This window comes from Nitratireductor sp. GZWM139, assembly GCF_030068685.1.
GTDB lineage: Bacteria > Pseudomonadota > Alphaproteobacteria > Rhizobiales > Rhizobiaceae > Nitratireductor > Nitratireductor aquimarinus.
In genome coordinates this window covers 86,544-112,729 of the sequence record NZ_JAMQML010000008.1, presented here as the reverse complement: position 1 = coordinate 112,729, position 26,186 = coordinate 86,544, and the positions used below count along the sequence as shown (strand labels likewise).

Sequence of the window (26,186 nt, the reverse complement as noted above, 5' to 3'; positions counted from 1 at the left end):
AGCGCTTTCAACTGGACGGTCGCCGGTTTTAGCCCGACACTTTTTTGATCCGGAACCTGATTCGGAAAGGCAGCACATGCAGCAAACGGGCGAAATGGAGCTGATGCTCCGGGGCTATGGGCTGACGACGGCGGAATTTCTCTACCACCTGCCGGACCACCCGACGATATTGCAGAGTTTCATCTGGCAACACTACGACACCGCGCCGGACTTTCCCGCGCTCTACCGGTTCATCGACTTCTGGAACGAGACCCTCGACGGGCCGCTTCACTCGGTGACCTACACGCACAGGAAGCTGATTTCGCCGAGCGAATGGCGCAGCCTGGCGGGAGAGCTGGTTCTGCACTGAGGCGTAAGGCCCATGGCTGAGGTGCCGGGTCTGAAGGAACTACGCCTTTTTGATGATCTTTTCACCCACCTCCCGTGGGGCGTAAATTTGTGATCCGCAAAAAACGCGGGGGGAAACGCGCAGGGCGCGAACAGTGTCGCGGCCTGCGCAGATTGGGCGCAGATTGGGCAAAGACATGAAAACACTTGCAAGAATCTGCTGGGTGACGGCGGCTCTTTACGCCGTGCTCGGAATGAGTTTCGGCATCTACATGGCGGCGTCCGGGGATCACACCCTGTCGCCGGCCCATGGGCACCTCAACCTGGTGGGCTGGGCGAGCATCGCGCTTTACGGAACGTTCTACACGCTCGTGCCGACGGCGGCCGAAAGCCGGCTGGCCGGGGTGCAGGTGATCCTCGCTGAAGTGGGCGTGATCATCATGGTGCCGGGCATTGCGATGGCGATCATGAATGCCGGCGAAGGCCTCGCCAAGGCAGGCGCGACCCTCGTTCTGCTTTCCGCGCTTCTGTTCCTGATAATCGTGGCGCGCTCGACGGGCCGTGCGACCTCCGGCGGGTGATGGGCGGAAGACGCAGGTCTAGAGCGTTCTCACTTTTCCTGGAATTGCGAGAACGTTCCAGTTCACTGTTCTTGCGCAATTCCGGACGGAAAACCGGTTCCCACTTTTCCTGGAATTGCGAGAACGTTCCAGTTCACTGTGCTTGCGCAATTCCGGACGGAAAACCGGTTCCCACTTTTCCTGGAATTGCTTTAGCGTGCGCCGAAGATCGCCGATCCCACGCGCACGCTGGTCGCGCCGAAGGCGACGGCCTTCTCGTAATCGCCGGACATGCCCATGGAGCATTTCTCGACGCCGGCTTCGGCCGCGAGCTTCCTGAGCAGCGCGAAATGCGGGCCGGGGTGCTCGTCAAAGGGCGGAATGCACATGAGCCCTTCGATGGCGAGGCCGTATTCCTCGCGGCAATGTTTGACGAAGGTGACGGTCTGGCGCGGATCGATGCCGGCCTTCTGTTCTTCAAGCCCCGTATTGACCTGGACATAAAGACGCGGGGCTTTGCCCTGCTTCTTGATCTCGGCGGCAAGCGCGCGGGCGATCTTCTCGCGATCGACGCTCTCGATCACGTCGAACAGGGCGACGGCGTCGGCGGCCTTGTTGGACTGGAGCGGGCCGATCAGGCGAAGCTCGATATCGGGGAAGGCTTCCTTCAGCGCGGGCCATTTGCCCTGGGCTTCCTGAACACGGTTTTCGCCGAAAACGCGCTGGCCGGCTTCGATGACCGGACGCACCTGATCGGCCTCGAAAGTCTTGGAAACGGCGACCAGCGTGACCGCGCCCGGAGCGCGGTCTGCGGCCTTTTCGGCGGCGGCGATCTTCGCTTTGACGTCCTGCAGATTTTCGACGGCGTGGCTCATCCTGTCGCTGATCCCTCTTTCAAAAAGGCCTCTTGGAGTTGACGGTTCGCCGAAACCATGGTGAAGGTCCGCCAACATAATTTCCGCTCTTATCTTGTGAAAATCCGGCCATGGCAACCGAACGTTATAACCCCCGCGTAGCAGAACCCCGCTGGCAGAAGGCCTGGGACGAGGCCAAGCTGTTCGAGGCCAGCAATGATGACGGGCGTCCGAAATACTACGTGCTCGAGATGTTTCCCTATCCCTCGGGCCGCATTCACATCGGTCATACCCGCAACTACACGATGGGCGACGTGGTTGCGCGCTACAAGCGCGCCAAGGGCTACAACGTTCTGCACCCGATGGGCTGGGACGCCTTCGGCATGCCGGCGGAAAACGCCGCGATGCAGAACAAGGTGCACCCCAAGGAGTGGACCTATCAGAACATCGCGGTGATGCGTGATCAGCTCAAGACCTTCGGCCTGTCGCTGGACTGGAGCCGTGAGTTCGCCACCTGCGACGTGGACTACTACCATCGCCAGCAGATGCTGTTCGTCGATTTCTTCGAAAAGGGGCTGGTGACGCGCAAGACCTCCAAGGTCAACTGGGACCCGGTGGATCAGACCGTGCTCGCCAATGAGCAGGTGATCGACGGTCGCGGCTGGCGTTCGGGCGCGGAAGTCGAGCAGCGCGAGCTGGCGCAGTGGTTCTTCAAGATCACCGATTACGCGCAGGATCTGGTCGACGCCATCGACGATCTGGACCAGTGGCCGGAGAAGGTGCGCCTGATGCAGCGCAACTGGATCGGCCGTTCCGAGGGCATGCTGGTCCGCTGGGCGCTGACGGAAGAGAGCGCGCCCGAGGGCACGAACGAGGGCACGAACGAGCTGGAGGTCTACACGACCCGGCCCGACACGCTGTTTGGCGCATCCTTCATGGCGATTGCCGCCGATCACCCGCTTGCAAAGACGCTTTCCGCCGACAATGCCGAGCTCGCCGCATTCTGCGAAGAGTGCCGCCGCATGGGCACTTCGGCAGCGGCGCTGGAAACGGCCGAGAAGAAGGGCTTCGACACGGGCGTGCGCGTGCGTCATCCCTTCGATCCGGAATGGACGCTGCCGGTCTATGTCGCCAATTTCGTGCTGATGGACTACGGCACGGGCGCGATCTTCGGCTGTCCGTCGGGCGACCAGCGCGACCTGGACTTCGCCAACAAATACGGCCTGCCGGTGACGCCGGTGGTGATGCCGGACGGCGCGGATGCCGCGACCTTCCAGATCACCGAGGAAGCCTTCACCGACGACGGCGTGATGATCAATTCGCGCTTCCTCGACGGCATGAAGCCGAAGGCGGCGTTCGAGGAAGTGGCCAACCGCCTCTCCTCCGAGACGATCAATGGCCGCCCGGTGGGCGAGCGCAAGGTGAACTTCCGCCTGCGCGACTGGGGCGTTTCGCGCCAGCGTTACTGGGGCTGCCCGATCCCGATGATCCACTGCGACGATTGCGGTGTGGTGCCGGTGCCGAAGGCCGACATGCCGGTCAAGCTGCCCGACGACATCGAGTTCGACCGTCCCGGCAACCCGCTTGATCGTCACCCGACCTGGAAGCATGTCAAATGCCCGAAATGCGGCTCGGACGCGCGGCGCGAGACGGACACGATGGACACGTTCGTCGATTCGTCCTGGTACTTCGCGCGCTTCACCGCGCCGTGGGAGAATGACCCGACCAACCCGGAAGCGGCCAATGAATGGCTGCCGGTCGATCAGTATATCGGCGGCATCGAGCACGCGATCCTGCATCTGCTCTATTCGCGCTTCTTCACCCGCGCCATGCGCGACACCGGTCATCTGAGCCTGGCGGAGCCCTTCAAGGGCCTGTTCACGCAGGGCATGGTGGTGCACGAGACCTATCGCGCCGCTGATGGCCGCTGGCTGGCTCCCAACGAGATCGAATTCTCCGGTTCGGGCGATGCGCGTTCGGCTGTCGAGATCTCCACCGGCGAGCCGGCGACGATCGGCGCGCTGGAAAAGATGTCGAAGTCCAAGAAGAACACGGTGAGCCCCGAGGACATCATCGAGTCCTTCGGCGCGGACACGGCGCGCTGGTTCATGCTGTCGGATTCGCCGCCCGAGCGCGACGTGGAATGGACCGACGACGGCGCGACGGGCGCACACCGCTTCGTGCAGCGCGTCTGGCGTCTGGTCTGCGAAACGGCGGAACATGTGCGCGGCGTGACGCCGAAGGCGGCAACCGACGGACCGGTTCTTGCTGCTTCCAAGGCGGCGCACAAGGCGCTCAAGGCCGTGGGCGAGGACATCGAGAAGCTGGCCTTCAACCGCGCCATCGCGCGTGTCCACCAGCTCGTCAACGATCTGCAGGAGCCGCTTTCCGCGCTTGACGCCGGCGCCGACGAGGCCGCGAAGGCCGCAGCGCGCGAGGCTGTCGACATCCTGATCCATCTGGTTGCCCCCTTCATGCCGCATCTGGCCGAAGAGTGCTGGGCGCAGATTGGCGGCGAAGGCATGGTTGCCGCGAGCGCCTGGCCGGAATTCGATCCGGCGCTGCTCGTGGACAATGAAATCGTTCTGCCCGTGCAGATCAACGGAAAGAAGCGCGGCGATTTGACAATTGCGCGCGACGCAGATCAATCTGCGGTCGAAGATGCGGTGCTCAAACTCGATTTCGTCCAGAAGGTGCTGAACGGTTCGCAGCCGCGCAAGGTGATTGTCGTTCCGCAGCGCATCGTCAACATCGTTGCCTGATGCTGCGGAACCCGGATTTATGCTGTTTGGAAAACAGGGGGAAACCTTGAACCCGACGTTTCGTGTTTCGCTTCTGGCCGGCCTGGCTTTGTCTTTAGCCGTGGCGTCTGGCTGCACGGTGCGCCCCCTTATGGCGACGCCGGACGTAACGTCGAGCGGCGTTGCCTCATCGCCGGCGATGTCGTCCATCGCCATCGCGCCGGTGGACACGCGCTACGGGCAGCAGGTCCGCAACCATCTGATTTTCCTGCTTAACGGCGGAGCCGGGCAGCCGGCCAGTGCGCGCTACGCGCTTGATCTCAAGATCACGCGTTCGAGCTCCGCAGCGGCCCGCGTTCAGGTGCGCACCGACAACGAGCCCACCGCCAGCCTTCTCACCATGACCGCCGTCTACAAGCTGACCGATGGCGAGACCGGCCAGGTTGTCGCGACCGGAAAGCGTGAGATTTCTTCCGCCTATGACGTGCCGCGTCAGGAGTTTGCGGCGCTGCGCGCTGCGCGCAATGCCGAGGACCGTGCGGCCCGCGAACTGGCCGAGCAGCTGCGTCTGGCGCTCGGGCAGGACCTGGCGCGCGCCGGGGCCGGATCGTAAACGCGACCCGGCGGCATGTTCGCGGTATCGTTGCAACCACGGAGCCCATTCTTGCGTTCGTGTCATTGCGTCGTCACAGTATTCGGTGAAACAGCCTGCGAGGCGTGATCTCTGAATGTTGCCCAGTTTCCGTAAGAGATCCTCTTCGGGTAAGACGAAGGAGCGGGATGACGGTCATGACAGGAACCGAGATGCTTCAGGGAGCGCTTCGTCCATGGCTCTGCACACGACGCTGACGTCTGTGGCCGCGGTTCTGGGGAACCGCGTTCTGGGCCGTGATGTCCACGCGCCCGAAGACCCGCATGTGGTCGATCAGCTGATCGCCGAGCGCACCACCCATCTTTCGCAGAACATGCTGTGGCCGCTGGCGCAGCCATTCCTCTACCGCTTCCTGCACTACCGCCAGGCGGTGGTGATGGCTGACGAAGTGGCGGAACTCTCCGGCTGGGAGTCCTTCGATTACATCAGCAGGCTCCTGTCGCTGGAGATTTCGGCGAGCGGGATGGAGAACATCCCCGAAAAGGGCGGTTTCATTCTCGCGCCGAATCACCCGACCGGCATCGCTGACGGCATCGCCGTCTACGATCTGATGAAGGGCGTGCGGCCGGATCTCGCAATCTTCGCCAACCGCGATGCGCTGCGGGTCAACACGCGGTTCCGCGATCTCATCATTCCGGTGGAATGGCGCGCGGGCGAAAAATCCCACGCCAAGAGCCGCGACACGCTGGAGATGACGGCCAAGGCCTTCACCGGCGGCAAGGCCATCGTTCTGTTCCCGTCCGGGCGCATTGCCTACTGGAACAGGGACAAGCTCACCGAGCGCCCCTGGCAGCCTTCAGTCGTTGCGCTGGCGCGCCGCTATCAGGTGCCGGTTGTGCCGATGAACATGACGGCGCGCAATTCGGGCCTGTTCTATCTTCTGTCGCGCTATTCCACCGAACTGCGCGACATGACGCTGTTCCATGAGCTTCTGAACAAGAAGGGCCGGGCGATCAACATGGTGATCGGCAAGCCGATCATGCCGGATGCGCTGGGTGAGGGGGAGCCGGCGGATATGGCCGCGCGCCTTCAGGAGCACACGGTGCACCGGCTGCGCGAAGATCCGCACGCGACCTTTGAAGGTTAGTGGCCGAAGGTTGGCGAGACGCATGCCGAGGGGCGTGCGATGGTAGAAATCAGTTTTCGGAGAGGAAGGGCGCGCCTGCTGCTGGCGCTGGCGCTCGCCCCTCATCCTCACCTTCTCCCCGCGGGCGGGGAGAAGGGGGCGCCTGTGTCGGTACAAGACTTGCACCGGGGGGGTACTTTAGGTTCCATCTACTGCCGCGCTATTCCACTGAACTGCGCGACATGACGCTGTTCCATGAGCTTCTGAACAAGAAGGGCCGGATGCGCTGGGTGAGGGGGAGCCGGCGGATATGGTCGTGCGCCTTCAGGAGCACACCGTGCACCGGCTTCGCGAAGACCCGCAAGCGACCTTTGAAGGTTAGCGGCCACAGTTGGCGAGACGCATGCCGAGGGGCGTGCTGAACATCGTGACAGCCCCCTTCTCCCCGTGAACGGGGAGAAGGTCCCGGCAGGGGGATGAGGGGCGTGCGATGGTAGAAATCCGTTTTCGGGGAAGAAGGGCGCGCACGCTGTTGTTGCTGGCGCTCGCCCCTCATCCTCACCTTCTCCCCGCTTGCGGGGAGAAGGGGCTTCGATGCCGGTGATTTTCCTGCACCGATGTTTTGAGCGTGAGAAGCCTCAGCCGATCTTCTGGCCGGTCTTCGCCCAGTCGGCGAGGAAGGCTTCGAGGCCCTTGTCGGTGAGCGGGTGCTTGACCAGCGCCTTGAGAACGGACGGCGGCACGGTTGCCACGTCGGAGCCGATCAGAGCGGCCTGCTTCACGTGGTTCACGGTGCGGATCGATGCAGCGAGGATCTCGGTGTTGAAGCCGTAATTATCGTAGATCGTGCGGATCTCGGCGATCAGGTCCATGCCATCGATGCCCATGTCGTCGAGACGACCGATGAAGGGCGAGATGAAGGTTGCGCCGGCCTTGGCGGCGAGCAGCGCCTGGTTTGCCGAGAAGCAGAGCGTGACATTGACGAGGCGGCCCGAAGAGGTGATCGCCTTACAGGCCTTGAGGCCGTCCATGGTGAGCGGCACCTTGATGCAGATATTGTCTGCGATCCTGGAGAGGATTTCGGCCTCTTTCATCATGCCTTCGAAGTCCGTCGCGGTGACTTCGGCGGAAACCGGGCCATCGACGATGTCGCAGATTTCCTTGGTCACTTCCATGATGTCGCGGCCCGACTTCATGATCAGCGACGGGTTGGTGGTGACGCCGTCGAGCAGACCCGTTTCGCTCAACTCACGGATTTCGTTTACGTCGGCGGTGTCGACGAAGAACTTCATGGCAAACTCCTTAAGGCAGTCGGAAGGCCGGGATTGAGAGGATGCGACGACATCCTCCACATGTTCGGTCTTTGCTCTAATGCAAGAACAGGGCAAGGTCACGCCCGATGACAAAAGATTCGCCAATGAGCACCGTCGTGCCGGTCATGGTGCCGATGCCCGCCGAGCGGCCTTACTCCTATGCGGTGCCGGAAGACATGCGCGTGGAGCCGGGCTCCATCGTGCGCGTGCCGCTGGGGCCGCGCGAGGTGGCCGGCATCGTATGGGATGGGCCGGGCGAGGCGGTGGCCGCCAAGCGGTTGAGGGCCATCAGCGCGGTTTTCGACTGCCCGCCGATCTCCGAAGAGATGCGCCGTTTCGTCGACTGGGTGGCAAGCTACACGCTTTCGCCGCCCGGCATGGTGGCGCGCATGCTGTTGCGCGCGCCGGCGGCGTTCGACCCCGAGCCGCCGACCGAGGGGCTGCGGCTCGTCGACGGGATGGGGCCTGACCGGCTGACGGCGGCGCGCGAACGCGTGATGGAAATGGCCGGCGACGGCCAGGCCTGGACGCGGGCCGGGCTTGCCCATGCGGCAGGCGTTTCCTCCAGCGTGATCGAAGGCTTGCGTTCGCAGGGCGTGTTCGAGACGGTTTCGATCCCGCCGCGCCCGCTGGTGGCTGCACCTGACCCAACCTTCGGGCAGGCGACCCTGACCGACGGCCAGGCGGAAGCCGCCGCGCGCCTGCGGGAAAAGGCCGGGACCGACGCTTTCAGCGTGACGCTGATCGACGGTGTGACGGGCTCGGGCAAGACGGAAGTCTATTTCGAGGCGGTGGCGGCGGCGCTGGAGCGCGGCAAGCAGGTGCTGATCCTCATTCCCGAGATCGCGCTTACGCAGGCCTTTCTGGAACGCTTCCACAACCGATTCGGCGCCAAGCCCGCCGAATGGCACTCCGATCTTGCGCCAAAGAAACGCGAGCGCGTCTGGCGGCAGGTGGCCGAAGGGCAGCTGCGGGTGGTGGCGGGGGCGCGTTCGGCGCTTTTCCTGCCGTTTCGCGAGCTCGGCCTGATCGTGATCGATGAAGAGCACGACCCGGCCTACAAGCAGGAAGACCGGGTCTTCTACAATGCGCGCGACATGGGCGTGGTGCGCGGGCATATCGGCGGGTTTCCCGTGGTGCTGGCCTCGGCAACGCCATCGCTGGAAAGCCGGGTTAACGCCAATCAGGGGCGTTATGAGCGCATCGTTCTGTCGTCGCGCTTTGCAGATGCGGCCCTGCCGGACCTCGCCACCGTGGACATGCGCAAGGCCGCGCCCGAGCGTGGCGGCTTTCTTTCGCCGGTTCTCATCGAGGAGATGAAGAAGACGCTGGCGCGCGGCGAGCAGTCCCTGCTGTTTTTGAACCGGCGCGGTTATGCGCCGCTGACCCTTTGCCGGGTGTGCGGCCATCGCTTCCAGTGTCCCGACTGTTCGAGCTGGCTGGTGGAGCACCGTTTTCGCGGGCAGCTCGTCTGTCACCACTGCGGCTATAACGAACCGCGCCCGGAAGCCTGTCCGGAATGCGGAACGCTCGATCATCTGGTTGCCTGCGGGCCGGGCGTGGAGCGCATTACCGAAGAGGTGGACCGGCTGTTCCCGGATGCGCGCACCATCATGCTGTCGTCGGACATGATGGGCGGGGTGAAGCGGCTGCGGCTGGAGCTGGAGGCCATCGAGAAGGGCGAGGCGGACATCATCATCGGCACGCAGCTCGTGGCCAAGGGGCACAACTTCCCCGGCATGACGCTGGTGGGCGTGGTGGATGCGGATCTGGGGCTTGCCAATGGCGATCCGCGTGCGGCCGAGCGCACATTCCAGCTTCTGGCGCAGGTGACAGGCCGCGCCGGGCGCACGGGGCGAAAGAGCCTTGGTCTTCTCCAGACCTATCAGCCGGAACACCCGGTGATGCGGGCCATCGTGACGGGGGATGCGGAGGCGTTTTACGACCGCGAGATCGCCGAGCGCGAGCGTGCGGGCCTGCCGCCTTTCGGGCGTCTGGCCGCCATTATCGTGAGCGCGGCCACGCGCATGGAGGCCGAAGGCCACGCACGGGGTCTGCGCCGCGCAGCGCCACAGGCCCCGGAAATCGATGTGCTGGGACCGGCCGAAGCGCCGCTTGCCGTGGTGGCCGGGCGGCATCGGTTCCGGCTTCTTGTGCACGGCGCGCGCCGCTCGGACATTCAGGGTTTTCTGCGTGATCTTTTGAAGGCCGGCCCGAAGCCGCGCGGCTCCGTGCGTGTGCAGGTGGACATCGATCCGCAGAGTTTCCTGTGAGCAGAGTTTCCTGTGAAGTGTGGCATCGCTGCTATGCCGCTGTGACCGCAATACGGTTTAAGAGGGCCGAAAGCGCGACGCGGGCATGTTTGCCTGCAACACAACCAAGGAGGTTCTGATGGCGTTGTCCTTTCCCTGGCCGGTAACCCAGGGCGAATGGCTGGCATGGTCCGCAGCGGCGGTGACGATTCTCATCGGCCTGTTCGTGATGTTCATGCCGCGGCTGGCGCTGAAGCTTTTCAGGCTGCAGCCGGCGGCGGAACGCACCGAGATGCTTGTGGTGCCGCGCGCCATCATTGGCGGTTTCTATATCGGCTTCGGACTGGCGGCGATGATGCTGGCGCAGCCCTTCATCTATCTGGCGCTTGGCGCGGCCTGGACCGTGTCGGTCTTCGGCTGCGTGATCTCGATGTTGTCGGATGGAGCGAAGGCTCTCTACAGCTGGGTGTTTCTTGTTCTGTCGCTCGTTCTGGCGGTGCTTCCGCTGGCATTTGTCATGGGATTCGTGGCCTGACGGAATAAAAATGCGTCGAAACTGCGACAAAGCAACCGTTATGGCGGGGTCTATGCGTGTTGCGACTCTCGGAAGCCTGTGCTAGACGGCAATCGGCTTTCAGCAGGAAGGCATGTCCTATGTCTTTTTGCGAGGGGAAAAATTCAATCAGGTCAGAGATTTAGCCCGAGCAGGTAGCTCCAGCATAAAATCTTGTGGCCTTCTAGGCGTGAGAGAAGACCATCCCGTGGCACAATCTGGCTCCATGATTTCCGGAATGGCAGGGCGCTACGCTGGTTCGCTTTTTGAACTGGCGAAGGAAGCCAAGGCGATTTCCACAGTCGAGGCTGACCTCGACCGCTTCGAGAAACTTCTTGAAGGCAGCGACGACCTGCAGCGTCTCGTCGAGAGCCCCGTGTTCTCGGCTGACGACCAGCTGAAGGCGATCAGCGCCGTTCTCGACAAGGCCGGGATTTCGGGCCTGGTCGGCAATTTCCTGCGTGTCGTTGCGCAGAACCGGCGTTTGTTCGCCGTTCCGCAGATGATCCGCGCATTCCGCCATATCGCCGCAGAAGATCGCGGTGAGACGACGGCGGACGTGGTTGCGGCGCACGCGCTCAACGCGACGCAGGAGAAGGAACTGAAGGCCGCCCTCAAGGCAGTGGCTGGCAAGGACGTTTCGATCAACGTTTCCGTTGATCCCTCCATTCTCGGCGGGCTGGTGGTCAAGATGGGCTCGCGCCAGATCGACACATCGCTCAAAACCAAACTTAATTCGCTCAAGCTTGCACTGAAAGAGGTCGGCTGATGGACATCCGTGCGGCGGAAATTTCCGCAATTCTGAAGGATCAGATAAAGAACTTCGGCAAGGAAGCCGAAGTTTCAGAAGTTGGCCAGGTGCTCTCCGTGGGCGACGGCATTGCCCGCGTCTATGGTCTGGACAATGTCCAGGCCGGTGAGATGGTGGAGTTCCCAGGCGGCATCCGCGGCATGGCGCTCAACCTGGAAGTCGACAATGTCGGCGTCGTTATCTTCGGTAGCGACCGTGACATTAAAGAAGGCGACACGGTGAAGCGCACGGGCGCCATCGTGGACGTTCCGGTCGGTCCGGAGCTGCTCGGCCGCGTTGTTGACGCGCTTGGCAACCCGATCGACGGCAAGGGCCCGATCAAGACAAAAGCGCGCGCCCGCGTTGACGTGAAGGCGCCGGGCATCATTCCCCGCAAATCGGTTCACGAGCCGATGTCGACCGGTCTGAAGTCCGTTGACGCCCTGATCCCGATTGGCCGCGGCCAGCGCGAGCTGATCATTGGCGACCGCCAGACCGGCAAGACCGCCATCGTTCTCGACACCTTCCTCAACCAGAAGCCGCTCAACGACGGTGACGACGAGAGCCAGAAGCTCTACTGCGTCTATGTTGCCGTTGGCCAGAAGCGCTCCACGGTTGCACAGCTGGTGAAGGTTCTGGAAGAGCGCGGCGCTCTCGAATACTCGATCATCGTCGCCGCCACCGCTTCCGACGCCGCTCCGATGCAGTTCCTGGCTCCGTTCGCCGGCTGCGCCATGGGCGAGTACTTCCGCGACAACGGCAAGCACGCCGTGATCGCCTATGACGATCTGTCCAAGCAGGCCGTTGCTTACCGTCAGATGTCGCTCCTGCTGCGCCGCCCGCCGGGCCGTGAAGCTTACCCGGGCGACGTTTTCTACCTGCACTCCCGCCTGCTCGAGCGCGCGGCGAAGATGAACGACGAGCAGGGCTCCGGCTCGCTCACGGCTCTGCCGGTCATCGAGACGCAGGCGAACGACGTGTCGGCCTACATTCCGACCAACGTGATCTCGATCACCGACGGTCAGATCTTCCTCGAGACCAACCTGTTCTTCCAGGGCATCCGCCCGGCCGTGAACGTCGGTCTGTCGGTGTCGCGCGTCGGCTCCGCAGCCCAGATCAAGGCGATGAAGCAGGTTGCCGGCTCCATTAAGGGTGAGCTCGCCCAGTACCGTGAAATGGCTGCGTTCGCGCAGTTCGGTTCTGACCTCGACGCCTCGACCCAGCGCCTGCTCAACCGCGGTGCACGCCTGACCGAACTCCTGAAGCAGCCGCAGTTCTCGCCGCTGAAGACGGAAGAGCAGGTTGCCGTGATCTTTGCCGGTGTGAATGGCTACCTCGACAAGCTTCCGCTTGCCGATGTCACCCGTTTCGAGCAGGGCCTGCTTTCGCACATGCGTGCGGACGGCAAGGACGTGCTTGATGCGATCCGTAAGGAAAAGGCGCTTTCCGACGATCTGCGTGAGAAGCTCAAGGCACAGATCGACGCATTCGCCAAGAACTTCGCCTGAGGCTAAGCGAGCATGGCTTCCCTTAAGGAACTTCGCAACCGAATCGCCTCGGTCAAGGCGACGCAGAAAATCACCAAGGCGATGCAGATGGTCGCCGCGGCGAAACTGAAGCGCGCCCAGGAGGCGGCCGAGGCTGCGCGGCCCTATGCGGAACGCATGGGGGCCGTGCTCACCAACATCGCCGGCGCCGTGTCGGGCAACGACGCGCCGCCGCTGATGGCAGGTACCGGCAAGGACGAAACGCATCTTCTGGTGGTCTGCACCGCCGAGCGTGGTCTTTGCGGTGGCTTTAACAGCCAGATCGCCAAGAAGGCGCGCGAGCATATCCGCGCGCTGCTTGGCGAAGGCAAGACGGTGAAAGTGCTGTGCGTCGGCAAGAAGGGCTATGATGTCCTGCGTCGCGATCATGGCGATCTGATCATGGACCGCGTGGATCTCCGCGAGGTCAAGAAGATCGGTTTCGACAACGCGAACGACGTCGCCCGTCAGGTCATCGGCCTGTTCGAAAAGGGCGAGTTCGACGTCTGCACGCTGTTCTATTCCGAGTTCGTATCGGTGATGTCGCAGGTGCCGACCGCACTGCAGATCATCCCGGCTGCCGTTCCCGCCGGGGACGAGGGCCAGGGTTCTGACGCAGTCTACGAGTACGAGCCTGACGCGCCCGCCATTCTTGCCGATCTGATCCCGCGCAATATCGCGGTTCAGATCTTCCGCGCGCTCCTGGAGAACGCGGCCGGCGAGATGGGTGCCAAGATGACCGCCATGGACAGCGCGACGCGCAACGCAGGCGAGATGATCGACAAGCTTTCGATCACCTACAACCGCCAGCGCCAGGCGCAGATCACCAAGGAACTCATCGAAATCATTTCGGGCGCGGAAGCGCTCTAACGGACCGAAGAGGTTAAACGAAAATGGCCAAAGCAGCGACCCCGAAGACGGCGTCCGCGACCGCCGCCAAGAAGGCGGCCCCGGCGCGCAAGGCGGCTTCCACCCGCTCGGCATCGTCCAGCGCAGCAACGAAAGCAACCGGCTCGGCCGGCACGATCCGCCAGGTTATCGGCGCCGTTGTCGACGTGCAGTTCGAAGATCACCTGCCGGCGATCCTGAACGCAATTGAGACCGAGAACAACGGCACGCGCCTCGTGCTTGAGGTGGCTCAGCATCTCGGCGAGAACACGGTTCGCTGCATCGCCATGGACTCCACCGAGGGTCTGGTGCGCGGCATGGAAGTCCGTGACACGGGCAGCCCGATCTCGGTGCCGGTTGGCGACGCAACGCTCGGCCGCATCATGAACGTGGTTGGCGAAGACATCGACGAAGCCGGCCCGGTCAAGGGCGACGGCGTTCGCGCAATTCACCAGCCGGCTCCGGAATATGTGGATCAGTCCACGGAAGCCGAGATCCTGGTCACGGGCATCAAGGTCGTTGACCTGCTCGCACCGTACGCGAAGGGCGGCAAGATCGGCCTGTTCGGCGGCGCCGGCGTTGGCAAGACCGTTCTCATTCAGGAACTGATCAACAACGTCGCAAAGGCGCACGGCGGTTACTCCGTGTTCGCAGGCGTTGGCGAGCGTACCCGTGAGGGCAACGATCTCTACCACGAGATGATCGAGTCCGGCGTGAACCAGGACCCGGCAAAGAACAACGGCTCCACCGAAGGCTCCAAGTGCGCCCTCGTGTTCGGCCAGATGAACGAGCCGCCCGGCGCACGCGCCCGTGTTGCTCTGACCGGTCTGACGGTTGCCGAGCATTTCCGCGACCAGGGCCAGGACGTTCTGTTCTTCGTGGACAACATCTTCCGCTTCACGCAGGCGGGCTCCGAGGTGTCGGCTCTTCTCGGCCGTATTCCTTCGGCTGTCGGTTACCAGCCGACGCTGGCGACCGACATGGGCGCCCTGCAGGAACGCATCACCACGACCACCAAGGGCTCGATTACCTCGGTGCAGGCCATTTACGTGCCCGCCGATGACTTGACCGACCCGGCGCCGGCAGCTTCGTTCGCCCACCTGGACGCAACGACCGTGTTGAACCGCGCCATCTCGGAAAAGGGTATCTACCCGGCCGTGGATCCGCTGGACTCCACCTCGCGCATGCTTGACCCGATGATCGTCGGTGAGGAGCACTACCGCGTGGCCCGTCAGGTCCAGGAGATCCTCCAGCGCTACAAGTCGCTTCAGGACATCATCGCCATTCTCGGCATGGACGAGCTTTCCGAAGAGGACAAGCTCACGGTTGCCCGCGCCCGTAAGATCGAGCGCTTCCTGTCGCAGCCGTTCCACGTGGCCGAGGTCTTCACCGGCGCGCCGGGTCTGTTCGTGGACCTGGAAGACACGATCCGTTCGTTCAAGGGTCTGTGTGACGGTGAGTACGATCACCTGCCGGAAGCTGCCTTCTACATGGTCGGCACCATCGAGCAGGCCGTCGAGAAGGCCCAGAAGCTGGCCGCCGAAGCGGCCTGATCAAGGCAATGACCGGGAGGTCCGTTCGGGCCTCCCGCCTTCATGCCAAACCGGTAGGACACGATGGCTCAATCCTTCAAATTCGATCTGGTCTCGCCCGAGCGGCTCCTGGTTTCCCAGGACGTCGAATCGGTTGTCATTCCCGGCACTGAGGGCGAACTGACCGTGATGGCCACACATGCGCCGACGATGACCAGCATCAAGCCGGGCGTCGTTGCAGTGACGGCTGGCGGCAAGACCGAACGCTATGTGGTGTTTGGCGGCTTTGCCGACATTCTGCCCGATGGCTGCACGGTTCTCGCCGAATCGGCTGTGCATGTGGATGACATCAACCGCGAAGATATCGCGCGCCGCATTCAGGAGGCCCGCGAGGATCTGGAAGATGCCGGGGATCACGAGGCGCGTCTGCGTGCCGAAGACTTCCTGCATCAGCTGACGACCCTTGAGGGTGCCATTCTGCCTGCCTGATCGGCAGGCGTATATGGTGCGAAAACAGCCGGGCCAATGCCCGGCTTTTTTGTTAGCCTGCTTTCTATTGTGAAAGGCAGGGGTATACTTCATGGCATTGCGCAGGGTGGTGCGGTTTCTTTGCTGGCTCATGGTCGTTGTGGCTGCGAGCCCGGGCGTGGCGGAGGAACTTGATCCGAAAACGGCCACGCTTGGCCGGCAATTTACCGACATCTTCCAGAAAGGGTCCGCTGAAGAGGTCTGGCAGCACATGTCGGAGCGAATGCAGTCGGCGCTTGGCGATCTCTATCATCTGAAAGGGTTTCAGGCGTCCATCAACAGCGCCTACGGCCCCGAAGTGTCGGTTCATGAAGAGCTGACGGAAGAGAAAGACGGACTGCGGACCTACCGCCGCCGTGCCGGGCACGAGAACGGTTCGGATCTCATCTGGCAATGGAGCTTCGGTCAGGATGACGGGATCGAGGGCTTTTACGTGCGGCGTGTGCCCGTGGAGGCGGATTCCGCCTATCTCGACTATCAGACACAGGCTGCGCTGCGTCTGCCCTTCGCCGGCTACTGGAAGGTCTTCTGGGGTGGGCGCTCGGTGGAAGAAAACTACCATGCCGCAGATGAGGGCCAGCGCTTTGCCTATGACTTCGTAATCCAGCGCGCGGGCAAAACCCACACGGGGGATGGTACGGCGCTCACGGACTATTACTGCTGGGACGAGCCCATTCTGGCGCCGGCAGAGGGCACGGTCGTTGCCCGTGTTGACGGGCTGCCGGACCAGCCTCTGGGCGAGATGGATGCAGACCGGCCGGCGGGCAACCATGTGGTGCTTGATCTGGGCAATGAAGAGTTCATCTTCCTGGCGCATCTGCGCAACGGCTCGGTTGCCGTGAGCGGCGGGGAGCATGTCGATGAGGGGCAGGAGATCGGCCGCTGTGGCAACAGCGGGAACTCGTCAGAGCCCCACCTTCACGTGCATATGCAGACGACACCGGAATTGGGTGCGGGAAAGGGTTTGCCGGCGCAGTTTCAGAACTATCGCGCCAATGGAGCATTGAAGCTGCGCGGCGAACCGGTCCGCGGGCAGACCGTGATCGCCGTTGAAGCTATCCAGAAGTAGCTGGCGAAAGTGCCGGGACGCCTCAGGGTGCGAGGTGGCGGAAGGCGGAGACGACGCTCTCATAGACCTTACGCTTGAAGGGAACGATCAGACCCGGCAGATCGGTCATCGGCTTCCATTCCCACATGTCGAACTCGGCTTCATGTCCGCCGGGCGGCGGGTTGATGGCGATCTCCGAATCGGGGCCTTCAAAGCGGAAGGCGAACCACTTCTGCTTCTGCCCGCGATATTTTCCCTTGAGGGCTATGCCAAGGAGATGTTCGGGCAGTTCGTAGGTGATCCAGTCGGGCGTTTCGGCGAGAAGCGACACGGACTTCATGCCGGTCTCTTCATAGAGTTCGCGATAGGCCGCCTCGCGGGGCTCTTCGCCTTTGTCGACGCCGCCCTGGGGCATCTGCCAGAGTTGTGTTGCGCCGGATAACTCATCCGTTTCGGGCTGAACGATGCGGCGGCCCGCCCAGGCAAGGCCCCTGTCGTTGAGCACCATGATGCCCACGCAGGGGCGATAGGGCAGATCGGCTGCGTTCTTTGTGTTCTCGGCCATGCGGACGATTTCCGTTTCTATCGTGGTTGAGGATCGGCGGCGACGGCCGAGACGGGAACGAGCTCGATTCCGCGTCCGGTGACTTCATTGGACCATGACGCTACGGCGTCGATGGTCTCGTCGAATGCAGAGCCTGTGCCGATGGCGTAGCCTCTGGCGCGTGCGATGCGCTCGAGTTCATCAAGTTTCTTGAGGATTTCGGCGCGCTCGGGGCGACGGTTCTTGCCGGTCGGGTCGATGAGTGCGTCGGACGCGGCAAAAGGAACGCCCTCCTGAAGGGCGAGATCCTGCGCGACGCTGCGCGCGGATGTGCCATCATCAATATACATCAGACCGCGCTGGCCAAGCTCCGCCATGACATCGCCCATGGCTTCGTCATCGGCCGTGAAGCGTCCGCCCATATAGTTCATCACGCCCGTATAGTTGGTGAGGCGGGAAAGCGCCCAGCGCATGCGCGACATGTTCTGGCTGGGGGATGCATCCAGCGTGAGCGTGTTGCGGCCCGGGTTCTGCGTCGGATAACCGAAGGGCTCCATGGGCACCTGCAGAATGACCTCATGGCCTTCCTTGCGGGCCTGCTGCATCCAGCGTGACAGGCTGTTGCCCGCCGGTGCGAACGCCAGGGTGATCTCCGGGCGGAGCGTCTCGATGGCGTATTCCGTGGTTGTCTGCGAAAGGCCCAGCCCGCCGATGATGATGGCGATGCGCGCGCCCCGCGTGCCCGACCAGGAGCGGGCATAAACATCGAAGGGCCGCCGGCCGCCGGCATCGCGCACGGGCAGGGGGCCTGTCTCGGACTCCTCGATCAGCGCCCGGTCGGGCAGATGCGCCAGACGCGGATGCTGGCCCATGGCCGAAGGATCGCGAATGATGATGACGCCGTTTTCGGACGTTTCTTCCGGCTGAAGACGGGTGATCGATGCATCGGGCGCGCCGGATGCGGGCGTGGCCGTTGCCGTGTCAGACCCGGAGGACCGCACGACGGTCTCTTCCACGGGTGACGTGACGGAGACAGGAGAAGGGCTGCGGAAAGGGCGATCGCGCAGGGCGACAGCCGTGGACGTGCCGAGAACCGCAATGGCGGCGAGAGCGGTGACGATGCGGCCGGTGGTGAAGGCGCCCCGGCGCTTAGGCTTGTCTGGGCGCTTGTTCGGGCGCTTGTCGTGGCCCAGCGGGCGATCGATGTCTTTTTTCCCGGAAGTCATACCCACCCGTCACGATGGCCGAGGCCAGAAACCAGACCGGTCCTCGTCTTCTAAGAAGGCGGACGCGGCGTCAAAATTCTGTCTTTCCAAACGTAGGGCGGCCAGAAGGCAGCCATGCGCAAAATTCGTGTTACTGGCGGTCTGTGTCGCCAGAATGTCACCGCCGGTTTGCGAGAAACCGGCGGTGACAAAAGATGTTTAGAGCATCGGACCGAAAAGTGGAATCCGGTTTCCCCTTTTCCTGAAATGGCTCTAGCGGTTCATGACCGCCTTGTCGGGATTTGGCGGGAAAGCGGGATCGGTTTTCTCGCCGCGCAGCAGTTCAAGCGCTGCCTTGAGCTGCATGTCGTCCTTGGGCTCCGGCGGCACATAGGCGATGGAGCCGGAACCCTCGTCGCTTTCTTCCTCACCCTTGATGTGACCGCGCAGGTCGGACTCGCCCCGGCGCAGATCCCGGCCCTGTAATTCCTCGGGCAGGGGCTGATCGACCTTGATGTCGGGCGTGATGCCCTTGCCCTGGATCGATTCGCCGGACGGCGTGTAGTAGAGCGCGGTGGTGAGGCGCAGAGCGCCGTTCTCGCCGAGCGGGATGATCGTCTGGACCGAGCCCTTGCCAAAGGACTGGGTACCCAGAACCGTCGCACGGCGGTGGTCCTGCAGCGCGCCGGCAACGATTTCCGAAGCACTGGCCGAGCCGCCATTGATGAGCACGATGACCGGTTTGCCGTTCAGAACATCGCCGGGCCGCGAATCAAAGCGGGCAATCTCATTGGCCTCGCGGCCGCGGGTGGAGACGATCTCGCCGCGATCCAGGAAGGCGTCGGAGACGCTGACTGCCTGATCAAGCAGGCCGCCCGGATTGAGGCGCAGGTCGAGCACATAGCCCTTGAGCTGATCGTCCGGCACTTCTTCGCTGATCGTGTCGATGGCGGTCATCAGGTCATCGAAGGTCTTCTCCGTGAAGGAGGTGATCTTCAGATAGCCGACATCCTCTTCGACGCGGTATTTGACCGCCTTCACCTTGATGATGTCGCGCACGATGGTGAGATCGATGGGCTTGTCCGCACCTTCGCGAATGATGGTGAGTTCGATGGGCGTGTTGACCGCGCCGCGCATCTTGTCGACGGCGTCGTTGAGCGACATGCCGCGCACTTCCTCGCCATCGATGGCGGAGATCAGGTCACCGGCCAGAACGCCGGCGCGTGCGGCGGGCGTGTCGTCGATGGGCGCAACCACCTTGACCAGCTCGCTGTCCATGGTGACTTCGATGCCGAGGCCGCCGAACTCGCCCTTGGTCTGCACGCGCATGTCCTTGGCGGCGTCCGCGTCGAGATAGGACGAATGCGGGTCGAGCGAGGTGAGCATGCCGTTGATGGCGCTCTCCACCAGCTTCTTGTCATCCGGCGGGGTCACATACTGGGCGCGCACACGCTCGAAGATGTCGCCGAAGATCGCGAGTTGCCGGTAGGTCTCGGAACCGGCGGCGTTCGCAGAGAAGCCACTCGTACCGTGAAGGAGCGAGACCGCAGAGGCGCCCATCAGGGCGCCGGCAAACAATAGCGACAAGTTACGTTTCATTTCCTGTCCTTCCAGAGTGTCCCGGAGCCCACCAGGGTTTAGGATTGATCGGTTTTCCGTTCTTCCTGAACTCCACATACAGCTCCGGTGTGACGTTCTCAGTCCCCGGTCCTGCGATGCTTGCCAGGCGAGCATCCCCCATCATGCCGATTGGTTCGCCCGCCAAAACGGATTGCCCCAGCGTCACGCTTACCTTCTCTAAGCCGGCAAGCACGATATGATAACCGTCGCCGGCGTTGAGTATCAATAGCTGACCATAGGAACGGAACGGTCCCGCGTACAGAACCGTCGCCCCCGCAGGCGCGGTAACGATTGCGCCCGATTGTGTTCTTAGAATGTCGCCCTGAAGGCGCGCCCCGGTGTCGTCATCTTCACCGAATCGCGCTCCGAACTGGCCGGACACGGGCAGGGCCACGCCGCCCGTGCGCTTGGCGAAGGATGCGCCGGCACTTAGCCGGTGTTCCGGCGAAGTCGGCTGATTAAGGCGCCTTGCGCGCTCTGCCTCGGCCTTGCGCAGGGATGCGATCTCGGTTTCCAGCGAGCCGATCAGCTCCTGCAGGCTGGTGGCGCGGGCGGCCAGCGCCTCGGCTTCGCGCTGCTCGGTGGCCATGCGGCTTTCGGCATCCTGCTGCAGGCGCTTCTTTTCATCAAGCAGAAGCGACAGGCGTTTCTTTTCCTCGACCTGTTCGGTCACGGTTTTTTGAAGTTTGTCGCGCTCGCTTTCGATGGATGTGACGATGCGCGAGAGGTCTTTCAGGTCGCCGATGAGGATTTCCGTCTCGACCCGCAGCTCCGGCACGACCGCGCCGAGCAGAATGGCGCTGCGCACGGAGGCGAGCGCGTCTTCCGGGCGCACGAGAATTGCCGGTGGCGGGTTCAGGCCCATGCGCTGGAGCGCTGCGAGAACCTCGGCCAGAACGCCGCGGCGCGATTGCAGCGATTCGCGCAGATAGCCTTCCTGATGGCGCAGTTCCGTGAGACGCAGCGAAATGGCGTCGATGTCTTCGCTAAGCTTGCGCTCGGTCTTGGCGGCCTGGATGAGGGCTGCGGTGATGGCCGCATTGTCATCCTTGATGGCGTCGATCTCGGATGCGATTTCGGCGAGGCGCTGCTCGGTCAGCGCCATCTCGCGGTTGATGTCCTGAAATTCGGTCTGCGTCTTGCCATGCTGCGTTTCCAGAACCTCTATGCCGTCCTGCGCCGCGGCGTAGGCGGTCAGGACGCAAAGGCAGGTCGCAGCGGCTGCTGCTGTCCTGATCCTGGAAAAGGGCGGGCGCGGCATGTGCGCTTTCATCATCCTTGGTCTGCTGTTTTCGCGCGGTCGGGAAATCGCATTCGGGCAGTATAGGCGTCGCTTTCTTAAGGAAGCATCAACCATACGGGAATTGCCGCGCAATTTTTGGTTGTGTTTTCCCCGTTGTCAATGCAGGCGGGTTGCGCCGGCTTGCCTGATCGCCGTGCGTCCGTCTGAGCGCCCATCCGGGCGCACCGAACTGTTCGTGGAGCCGTTCAGTCCCGATGATAGGGATGGCCTGAAAGAATGGTGGAAACACGGTAGATCTGTTCGGCCAGCATCACCCGAACGATCTGGTGCGGCCATGTCTGCGCGCCGAACGCGATGGTCCGGTCTGCCATGCGCCGCAACTCGGGATCGTGCCCGTCCGGCCCGCCAATGACGATGGAAAGATGCCGCCGGCCTTCATCACGCAGATCCGCGATGGCCTGGCTCAGTTCCCGGGAGGTGAGGTTCTTGCCGCGTTCGTCGAGCAGGAAGAGCGCCGAGCCTTCCGGGCGCATCTGCGCGATCTTGCGGCTCTCTTCGCGCCGTCTTTCGTCGGTGGATTTGGCGCGGCTTTCAGCGATCTCGCTGACGCCGGAGAATTCAAGCCCGATGGCCGGGCCGCCCTTGGAGAAGCGGTCCAGATAACGGTCCGCCAGATCCCTCTCGGGGCCGGCTTTCATCCGGCCCACGGCGCAAATCCCAATATGCATTCCAGCCTCTCTGCCCGGTGGGCGGAGGAGCCCACAAACGCCGTCAAAAAAGACGGCGGTCAGTGAACCGTTTCATCCTCAAGACCGGGCTCAAGACCGGGCTCAAGATCGGGCGTCTGCCACATCTTTTCGATGTTGTAGAATTCCCGAACTTCCGGACGGAAGACATGAACGACGATGTCGCCCGTATCGACCAGAACCCAGTCGGCGCTTGCAAGGCCTTCGACCTTTGCATTGCCGCAGCCGGCTTCCTTCAAGGCACGGATCAGGTGATCCGCGACCGCAGCGACGTGTCGATGCGAGCGTCCCGACGCGATGATCATGTGATCGGCGAGCGGGGACTTGCCCTGGATGTCGATGGAGACGATGTTTTCCGCCTTCGAGTCTTCAAGACTCGTGAGGGCTGTTTCAACGGCCTGGGAAACCAGGTTTCGGCTGGCCTCGGCCGGCGAAGGCACGGTGTCGGCCTTCTTCGTGGTTGCTGTTCTCAGTGTCTTTCCTTTCCAATAAGAACAAGCTCACCGTGGACGCATGTCCTACGGTATCCAATAGATAGGCAGAGTCTCCTTACAGTTTCAAGACATCCGCCGATCACATGTTTTGCGAGCTTTAGCGGTTATTGCGCCCCTTTTGCCGCATTTCTGATTGCGGTCGAGGAGAGCGGGGAGCGCGGACCGTGGATGAATGTCCAGGCCGGCGGCTTGCTTCTGGCGAGGATCGGCGCGTCGTCCTCGTCTATGCGGGCATGGTCGAATGTCTTCGCCATGGTGGATGAGAGAAAGGCGAGCGTTGCGCCCGGACGGTCGATCACGGCGATGGGCATGGACTGCGCGATATCGCGCCAGCGCTCCCAGCGATGGAAGTCGCGCAGGCTGTCCGCCCCCATGATCCAGACGAAGTTCACGCCGTGATTGCGCGCCTGAACCAGCTTGATCGTATCCGCCGTGAAGCGGACGCGGTGGCCGGCCTCGAATGCGGTGACCTTCACGCGCGGGTCGGTGGTGCATTTCTCCGAAAGGGCGATCCGTTCGGCAAGAGGTGCGAGTTCGCGATGGCTCTTCAGCGGATTGCCGGGGGTGACGATCCACCAGAGCTGGTCGAGCCGTAACCGCCGCATGGCGATCTCAGCCACCAGCGCATGACCGGCATGGGGCGGGTTGAACGAGCCGCCAAACAGGCCGACCGCCATGCCGCGTTCCACATGCGGCATGCGCAGATAGCGCGCCGGCACCGATGGCGTCGGCGTGCTGATCGTGCTGTTCTCGTCGGACTGCTGCATCGCGAAGCGGCCGCTCAGGGCCGGGTCTGGCCGGAGCCGCGAACGCGATATTTGAACGAGGTGAGCTGTTCGACGCCCACCGGCCCGCGCGCATGCATCTTGCCGGTGGCAATGCCGATCTCCGCGCCCATGCCGAACTCGCCGCCATCGGCGAACTGGGTGGAGGCGTTGTGCAGCAGAATGGCGGAATCGATCTCGTTGAAGAAGCGCTCAACGGCTGCCGCATCTTCCGCGACGACGGCCTCGGTATGGTGCGAGGACCATGTGCCGATATGGCGGATGGCTTCATCGACCCCGTCGACCAGCTTCACCGAAATGATGGCGTCGAGATATTCCGTGCCCCAGTCCTCTTCGGTCGCGGGTGTTGCCGAAGCAAAGCGGGCGCAGACCTCTTCATCGCCGCGAATGGCGCAGCCGGCTTCTTGCAGCGCGGTCAGAACGGGCGTGAGAAGGCGGTCGGCCGCAGCGCGATCCAACAGCAGCGTTTCAGCCGCGCCGCAGATGCCGGTGCGCCGCATCTTGGCGTTGACGGCGATGGAGACCGCCATGTCGGTGTCGGCCGAGCGGTCGAGGTAAAGGTGGCAGATGCCTTCCAGATGGGAGAAAACGGGGACACGCGCATCGCTCTGGACGCGCTCGACGAGGCTGCGCCCGCCGCGGGGCACGATGACGTCGACATTGCCGCCGAGGCCTTTCAGCATCTCGCCAACGGCGGCGCGGTCGGTGACCGGCACGCGCTGGATGGCGTCGGCGGGCAGGCCGGCCTTCTCAAGTCCTTCGACGAGGCAGGCATGGATGGCGGCGGACGAGCGCGCGGAATCGGAACCGCCGCGCAGGATCACCGCATTGCCGGCCTTGAGGCACAGCGCGCCGGCATCGGCGGTCACGTTGGGGCGGCTTTCATAGATGACGCCGATGACGCCGAGCGGCGTGCGCACGCGCTCGATCTGAAGACCGTTGGGGCGATCCCATGCGGCGATCACGCTGCCGACCGGGTCTTTCAGCGCGGCGATGGCGCGCATGCCCTCTGCAATGGCGGCGATGCGCGCGGGATCAAGCTTCAGCCGGTCGAGGAGGGCAGGCGACAGGCCGGCTTCCTCGCCGCGCGCCATGTCTTCGCGGTTGGCCTCAAGGATCGCCGCCTCATTGCGCGTGAGCGCATCGGCCATGGCTTCCAGCGCGGCGTTCTTCTCGTCTGGCGTGGCGATGGACAACGGGCCGGCGGCGGCGCGGGCGCGCGCACCGAGATCGTTCATCAGCGCGGCGATGTCCGGTGTTCTAGGCATCTGTGCTTCAATTTGAGAGTTAGAGGGGGTCATGTCCATACTGCTTCGATCAATTTTATGAAGTCGCTAAATCCGAGATATAGGCCGAGTGATATAACGTATAACCCCAATATTGCAGCTATGACTGAGGGGAGCATTGCAAGCGTTATTATGAAGCGTACAATTTTTTTTTGCTGCTCTTGGTTTGTATTTTGCGCTTAACAGATTTCTTATTCCGTATATTAATCTCTCTGAGAGTTTTAATTGTAATTTGTATGGACCAAAGGCAAATATTGTCATTGTATAATGCATAAACATCAATATATTTATTAATATAATTGCATATATAAGTCCTATAACGTGGCTATGCTCTATTGATTCGAAGCTAAATCCCAAAAAAGATATTGAATCTTTGTCGTTTTTGAGTTTTTTAAAAAAAATAATTGCCGTAGAAAATACTATGGCTGCAGTGATCTTCCGAAGAGCTTTTGCATCGGCTTGCTCGCTCTGCTCCACGTTTGATGAAGGTCGCCGATACATCCTAGCTATCCCCTCCCCAATACCAAGTCGTCCCGGTGAATCAGGGAGCTGCGTGCTTCGTAGCCCAGAGCCTTGCCGATTTCGCTAGTTTTCAGGCCGGCGATTTTTACGGCATCGGCGGCATCATAGGCAACCAGTCCACGGGCGACCTCGCGCCCGTCGGGGCCGTGAATGGCAACCGTGTCGCCACGGGCGAAACTGCCCGAAACCTGTGTGACGCCCGCTGGCAGAAGCGAGTTTCCGGCAGCAAGCGCCAGAACCGCGCCGGCATCCACGCCGATTGTGCCGGCGGGCTCAAGCTGGCCGGCGATCCATGTCTTGTAGGCGCGCACGGGTGTCGTGCTTGCCCTGAAGAGGGTGGAGCGGGCGTCGCTGTCGATCGCGGCCAGCGGATTGAGCCGTGTGCCCGAGGCGATGATCATGGACGTGCCAGCCGCCGTGGCGATGCGCCCGGCGTCGAGCTTGGTGCGCATGCCGCCGCGCGAAAGCTCGGAAGCAGCAGCGCCGGCCATGGCCTCGATCTGCGGCGTGATGGCGTCGACCACGCGGATGAACTGCGCATCGGGATCGCTGGCCGGCGGCGCGGTGTAGAGCCCGTCCACATCGGAGAGCAGAACCAGAAGGTCAGCGCCGAGCATGGTGGCGACGCGGGCGGCGAGGCGATCATTGTCGCCATAGCGGATTTCGCTGGTGGCGACCGTGTCGTTTTCGTTGATGACGGGTACGACGCCCATCTTGAGAAGGGTGGAGACGGTGGCGCGCACATTGAGATAGCGGCGACGCTCTTCCGTATCGCCGAGCGTGACGAGGATCTGGCCCGATTTGAGCCCGCGCTTGCGCAGCTCCTCGTCCCATGCGCCGGCGAGCGCGATCTGTCCCACGGAAGCCGCGGCCTGGCTTTCTTCCAGCTTCAGCGTGCGCCGCTCGATGCCGAGGATGGTGCGGCCAAGCGCGATGGCGCCGGACGACACCACCAGAACCTCGACGCCATCGGCATTGAGATCGGCGATGTCATCGACAAGCGCGGAAAGCCATTCGCGCTTCAAACCCTTTTTGCGGTCCACCAGAAGGGCGGAGCCGATTTTGACCGTGATGCGACGGTGACTGTTGAGCGCGGGGCGGGTCATGGTCT

Annotated in this window: 24 protein-coding genes; 13 read left to right on the top strand and 11 right to left on the bottom strand. The window is 62.7% G+C overall.

The genetic code is table 11. From position 1 onward, the window contains the following. The first annotated feature begins 76 nt into the window (after positions 1 to 76). Entirely contained in the window at positions 77 to 349 is a 273-nt protein-coding gene (locus NDI72_RS11780) for an usg protein (protein WP_113153441.1), read from the top strand. 175 nt (positions 350 to 524) lie between these two features. After that, positions 525 to 908 carry a hypothetical protein gene (locus tag NDI72_RS11775; RefSeq protein ID WP_113153440.1) on the top strand — a complete coding sequence of 128 codons (384 nt, stop codon included), beginning with the start codon at positions 525 to 527 and terminating at the stop codon, positions 906 to 908. A gap of 191 nt (positions 909 to 1,099) precedes the next feature. Here NDI72_RS11775 and NDI72_RS11770 read toward each other — a convergent pair whose 3' ends face one another. Next, positions 1,100 to 1,762 carry a YggS family pyridoxal phosphate-dependent enzyme gene (locus tag NDI72_RS11770; RefSeq protein WP_206545699.1) on the bottom strand — a complete coding sequence of 221 codons (663 nt, stop codon included), beginning with the start codon at positions 1,760 to 1,762 and terminating at the stop codon, positions 1,100 to 1,102. Between the two features lie 110 nt (positions 1,763 to 1,872). Between NDI72_RS11770 and leuS the strand changes: the two genes are divergently transcribed. From leuS to NDI72_RS11755, 3 genes are all read left to right on the top strand, one after another. Continuing rightward, positions 1,873 to 4,503: a leucine--tRNA ligase gene (leuS, locus tag NDI72_RS11765; RefSeq protein WP_283800546.1), complete on the top strand. Its 2,631-nt coding sequence runs from the start codon at positions 1,873 to 1,875 to the stop codon at positions 4,501 to 4,503. A gap of 46 nt (positions 4,504 to 4,549) precedes the next feature. After that, entirely contained in the window at positions 4,550 to 5,095 is a 546-nt protein-coding gene (gene lptE / locus NDI72_RS11760) for an LPS assembly lipoprotein LptE (RefSeq protein WP_224924892.1), read from the top strand. Positions 5,096 to 5,309: 214 nt separating this feature from the next. After that, the gene (locus NDI72_RS11755) at positions 5,310 to 6,221 is read left to right on the top strand and encodes a 1-acyl-sn-glycerol-3-phosphate acyltransferase (RefSeq protein ID WP_283800545.1); all 912 of its coding nucleotides are present in this window, start codon (positions 5,310 to 5,312) and stop codon (positions 6,219 to 6,221) included. Between the two features lie 617 nt (positions 6,222 to 6,838). Here NDI72_RS11755 and fsa read toward each other — a convergent pair. Continuing rightward, on the bottom strand, positions 6,839 to 7,492 hold the full coding sequence (gene fsa, locus NDI72_RS11750) for a fructose-6-phosphate aldolase (protein WP_206545703.1): 654 nt from the start codon (positions 7,490 to 7,492) through the stop codon (positions 6,839 to 6,841). A 107-nt stretch (positions 7,493 to 7,599) separates the two neighbouring features. Between fsa and NDI72_RS11745 the strand changes: the two genes are divergently transcribed. The 8 genes from NDI72_RS11745 to NDI72_RS11710 all read left to right on the top strand — a co-directional run bounded on the left by NDI72_RS11745 (position 7,600) and on the right by NDI72_RS11710 (position 16,651). After that, entirely contained in the window at positions 7,600 to 9,786 is a 2,187-nt protein-coding gene (locus tag NDI72_RS11745; RefSeq protein ID WP_283800544.1) for a primosomal protein N', read from the top strand. Between the two features lie 118 nt (positions 9,787 to 9,904). After that, complete coding sequence (locus NDI72_RS11740; protein WP_113156064.1) at positions 9,905 to 10,300, top strand: AGROH133_08824 family phage infection protein; 396 nt, start codon at positions 9,905 to 9,907, stop codon at positions 10,298 to 10,300. A gap of 226 nt (positions 10,301 to 10,526) precedes the next feature. After that, positions 10,527 to 11,087 carry a F0F1 ATP synthase subunit delta gene (locus NDI72_RS11735; protein ID WP_113153433.1) on the top strand — a complete coding sequence of 187 codons (561 nt, stop codon included), beginning with the start codon at positions 10,527 to 10,529 and terminating at the stop codon, positions 11,085 to 11,087. Further along, the gene (gene atpA, locus NDI72_RS11730) at positions 11,087 to 12,616 is read left to right on the top strand and encodes a F0F1 ATP synthase subunit alpha (RefSeq protein ID WP_113153432.1); all 1,530 of its coding nucleotides are present in this window, start codon (positions 11,087 to 11,089) and stop codon (positions 12,614 to 12,616) included. The genes NDI72_RS11735 and atpA overlap by 1 nt, the downstream gene beginning before the upstream one ends. A gap of 12 nt (positions 12,617 to 12,628) precedes the next feature. Further along, complete coding sequence (locus tag NDI72_RS11725; protein ID WP_113153431.1) at positions 12,629 to 13,504, top strand: F0F1 ATP synthase subunit gamma; 876 nt, start codon at positions 12,629 to 12,631, stop codon at positions 13,502 to 13,504. Between the two features lie 23 nt (positions 13,505 to 13,527). Next, positions 13,528 to 15,075 carry a F0F1 ATP synthase subunit beta gene (gene atpD / locus NDI72_RS11720; RefSeq protein WP_113153430.1) on the top strand — a complete coding sequence of 516 codons (1,548 nt, stop codon included), beginning with the start codon at positions 13,528 to 13,530 and terminating at the stop codon, positions 15,073 to 15,075. Between the two features lie 63 nt (positions 15,076 to 15,138). Then, positions 15,139 to 15,543 carry a F0F1 ATP synthase subunit epsilon gene (locus tag NDI72_RS11715; protein WP_113153429.1) on the top strand — a complete coding sequence of 135 codons (405 nt, stop codon included), beginning with the start codon at positions 15,139 to 15,141 and terminating at the stop codon, positions 15,541 to 15,543. 91 nt (positions 15,544 to 15,634) lie between these two features. After that, positions 15,635 to 16,651: a M23 family metallopeptidase gene (locus tag NDI72_RS11710; protein WP_283800543.1), complete on the top strand. Its 1,017-nt coding sequence runs from the start codon at positions 15,635 to 15,637 to the stop codon at positions 16,649 to 16,651. A gap of 22 nt (positions 16,652 to 16,673) precedes the next feature. Here NDI72_RS11710 and NDI72_RS11705 read toward each other — a convergent pair whose 3' ends face one another. The 9 genes from NDI72_RS11705 to proB form a co-directional block, all read right to left on the bottom strand. After that, a complete protein-coding gene (locus NDI72_RS11705; RefSeq protein ID WP_113153427.1) occupies positions 16,674 to 17,195 on the bottom strand; it encodes an RNA pyrophosphohydrolase in 522 nt (173 codons plus the stop codon). 17 nt (positions 17,196 to 17,212) lie between these two features. Then, positions 17,213 to 18,400 (bottom strand): divergent polysaccharide deacetylase family protein, encoded by a 1,188-nt coding sequence (locus tag NDI72_RS11700; protein ID WP_283800542.1) that lies wholly within the window; start codon positions 18,398 to 18,400, stop codon positions 17,213 to 17,215. Between the two features lie 252 nt (positions 18,401 to 18,652). Further along, positions 18,653 to 19,978 (bottom strand): S41 family peptidase, encoded by a 1,326-nt coding sequence (locus NDI72_RS11695; RefSeq protein ID WP_113153425.1) that lies wholly within the window; start codon positions 19,976 to 19,978, stop codon positions 18,653 to 18,655. Continuing rightward, positions 19,968 to 21,275 carry a murein hydrolase activator EnvC family protein gene (locus NDI72_RS11690; RefSeq protein WP_206545709.1) on the bottom strand — a complete coding sequence of 436 codons (1,308 nt, stop codon included), beginning with the start codon at positions 21,273 to 21,275 and terminating at the stop codon, positions 19,968 to 19,970. Before NDI72_RS11690 ends, NDI72_RS11695 begins: the two co-directional genes overlap by 11 nt. Before the next feature lie 212 nt (positions 21,276 to 21,487). After that, complete coding sequence (rlmH, locus tag NDI72_RS11685) at positions 21,488 to 21,970, bottom strand: 23S rRNA (pseudouridine(1915)-N(3))-methyltransferase RlmH (protein ID WP_113153423.1); 483 nt, start codon at positions 21,968 to 21,970, stop codon at positions 21,488 to 21,490. A 59-nt stretch (positions 21,971 to 22,029) separates the two neighbouring features. After that, positions 22,030 to 22,428, bottom strand: a complete 399-nt coding sequence (gene rsfS / locus NDI72_RS11680) for a ribosome silencing factor (protein ID WP_206545711.1) — start codon at positions 22,426 to 22,428, stop codon at positions 22,030 to 22,032. Positions 22,429 to 22,586: 158 nt separating this feature from the next. After that, on the bottom strand, positions 22,587 to 23,180 hold the full coding sequence (locus NDI72_RS11675) for a nicotinate-nucleotide adenylyltransferase (RefSeq protein WP_206545763.1): 594 nt from the start codon (positions 23,178 to 23,180) through the stop codon (positions 22,587 to 22,589). Positions 23,181 to 23,263: 83 nt separating this feature from the next. Further along, complete coding sequence (locus NDI72_RS11670; RefSeq protein WP_283800541.1) at positions 23,264 to 24,535, bottom strand: glutamate-5-semialdehyde dehydrogenase; 1,272 nt, start codon at positions 24,533 to 24,535, stop codon at positions 23,264 to 23,266. A 524-nt stretch (positions 24,536 to 25,059) separates the two neighbouring features. Then, complete coding sequence (gene proB / locus NDI72_RS11665) at positions 25,060 to 26,181, bottom strand: glutamate 5-kinase (protein WP_283800540.1); 1,122 nt, start codon at positions 26,179 to 26,181, stop codon at positions 25,060 to 25,062. Positions 26,182 to 26,186: the final 5 nt, after the last annotated feature.

Bases quoted from the DNA above. Each gene is read 5' to 3' on its own strand.
- NDI72_RS11780 (WP_113153441.1), top strand. From the start codon at position 77: ATGCAGCAAACGGGCGAAATGGAGCTGATGCTCCGGGGCTATGGGCTG.
- NDI72_RS11775 (WP_113153440.1), top strand. From the start codon at position 525: ATGAAAACACTTGCAAGAATCTGCTGGGTGACGGCGGCTCTTTACGCC.
- NDI72_RS11770 (WP_206545699.1), bottom strand. From the start codon at position 1,762: ATGAGCCACGCCGTCGAAAATCTGCAGGACGTCAAAGCGAAGATCGCC.
- leuS (WP_283800546.1), top strand. From the start codon at position 1,873: ATGGCAACCGAACGTTATAACCCCCGCGTAGCAGAACCCCGCTGGCAG.
- NDI72_RS11755 (WP_283800545.1), top strand. From the start codon at position 5,310: ATGGCTCTGCACACGACGCTGACGTCTGTGGCCGCGGTTCTGGGGAAC.
- fsa (WP_206545703.1), bottom strand. From the start codon at position 7,492: ATGAAGTTCTTCGTCGACACCGCCGACGTAAACGAAATCCGTGAGTTG.
- NDI72_RS11745 (WP_283800544.1), top strand. From the start codon at position 7,600: ATGACAAAAGATTCGCCAATGAGCACCGTCGTGCCGGTCATGGTGCCG.
- NDI72_RS11740 (WP_113156064.1), top strand. From the start codon at position 9,905: ATGGCGTTGTCCTTTCCCTGGCCGGTAACCCAGGGCGAATGGCTGGCA.
- atpA (WP_113153432.1), top strand. From the start codon at position 11,087: ATGGACATCCGTGCGGCGGAAATTTCCGCAATTCTGAAGGATCAGATA.
- NDI72_RS11725 (WP_113153431.1), top strand. From the start codon at position 12,629: ATGGCTTCCCTTAAGGAACTTCGCAACCGAATCGCCTCGGTCAAGGCG.
- atpD (WP_113153430.1), top strand. From the start codon at position 13,528: ATGGCCAAAGCAGCGACCCCGAAGACGGCGTCCGCGACCGCCGCCAAG.
- NDI72_RS11715 (WP_113153429.1), top strand. From the start codon at position 15,139: ATGGCTCAATCCTTCAAATTCGATCTGGTCTCGCCCGAGCGGCTCCTG.
- NDI72_RS11710 (WP_283800543.1), top strand. From the start codon at position 15,635: ATGGCATTGCGCAGGGTGGTGCGGTTTCTTTGCTGGCTCATGGTCGTT.
- NDI72_RS11705 (WP_113153427.1), bottom strand. From the start codon at position 17,195: ATGGCCGAGAACACAAAGAACGCAGCCGATCTGCCCTATCGCCCCTGC.
- NDI72_RS11700 (WP_283800542.1), bottom strand. From the start codon at position 18,400: ATGACTTCCGGGAAAAAAGACATCGATCGCCCGCTGGGCCACGACAAG.
- NDI72_RS11695 (WP_113153425.1), bottom strand. From the start codon at position 19,978: ATGAAACGTAACTTGTCGCTATTGTTTGCCGGCGCCCTGATGGGCGCC.
- NDI72_RS11690 (WP_206545709.1), bottom strand. From the start codon at position 21,275: ATGATGAAAGCGCACATGCCGCGCCCGCCCTTTTCCAGGATCAGGACA.
- rlmH (WP_113153423.1), bottom strand. From the start codon at position 21,970: ATGCATATTGGGATTTGCGCCGTGGGCCGGATGAAAGCCGGCCCCGAG.
- NDI72_RS11675 (WP_206545763.1), bottom strand. From the start codon at position 23,180: ATGCCGCATGTGGAACGCGGCATGGCGGTCGGCCTGTTTGGCGGCTCG.
- NDI72_RS11670 (WP_283800541.1), bottom strand. From the start codon at position 24,535: ATGCCTAGAACACCGGACATCGCCGCGCTGATGAACGATCTCGGTGCG.
- proB (WP_283800540.1), bottom strand. From the start codon at position 26,181: ATGACCCGCCCCGCGCTCAACAGTCACCGTCGCATCACGGTCAAAATC.